Origin of the sequence: Azospirillum sp. Sh1 (genome assembly GCF_008365135.1) — a bacterium.
GTDB lineage: Bacteria > Pseudomonadota > Alphaproteobacteria > Azospirillales > Azospirillaceae > Azospirillum > Azospirillum oryzae.
In genome coordinates this window covers 1-560 of sequence record NZ_VTTK01000102.1, presented here as the reverse complement: position 1 = coordinate 560, position 560 = coordinate 1, and the positions used below count along the sequence as shown (strand labels likewise).

Here is a 560-nt window from a genome sequence, read left to right as displayed (position 1 = left end):
CCGCTGCAGGCCAGACCGCGCGCCAGTGTTGTCACGTCGCCGCTGCCGGCCAGCTTGGCGACGCCGGCGTCATAGGCGGCATGGATGCCCGGCGTCAGCATGGTGGACGCCGCGCTGCCGCCGAGGGCCGCAACCGCAGCATCGACGAAGCGGTCGAGGTCCGGCCCCTCCACCGCCAGCAGGATGCCGGGGTTGGTGCAGAACTGCCCCGCTCCCATGGTCAGCGAGGCGACGAACGCCTTGCCCAGCGCGTCGGCGCGGGACGCCAGCGCCGCCGGCATCAGGAAGACCGGGTTGATGCTGCTCATCTCGGCATAGACCGGGATCGGCTCCGGCCGCCGGGACGCCACCTCCATCAGCGCCAACCCGCCGCGGCGCGAGCCGGTGAAGCCCACCGCCTTGATGCGCGGATCGGCGACCAGCGCCGTGCCGACCTCGTTGCCGGTGCCGAACAGCAGCGAGAAGACGCCCTCGGGCAAGCCGCAGGAGGCGACCGCCGCCTGGATGGCGCGGCCGACCAGTTCCGAGGTGCCGGGATGGGCGCCATGGCCCTTGACCAC

At 73.0% G+C, this 560-nt stretch carries 1 protein-coding gene; it reads right to left on the bottom strand.

All coding sequences use genetic code 11. The features are described from left to right. A partial coding sequence (locus FZ029_RS32810) for an aldehyde dehydrogenase family protein (RefSeq protein ID WP_149274389.1) occupies positions 1-560 on the bottom strand: 560 nt, incomplete at both ends.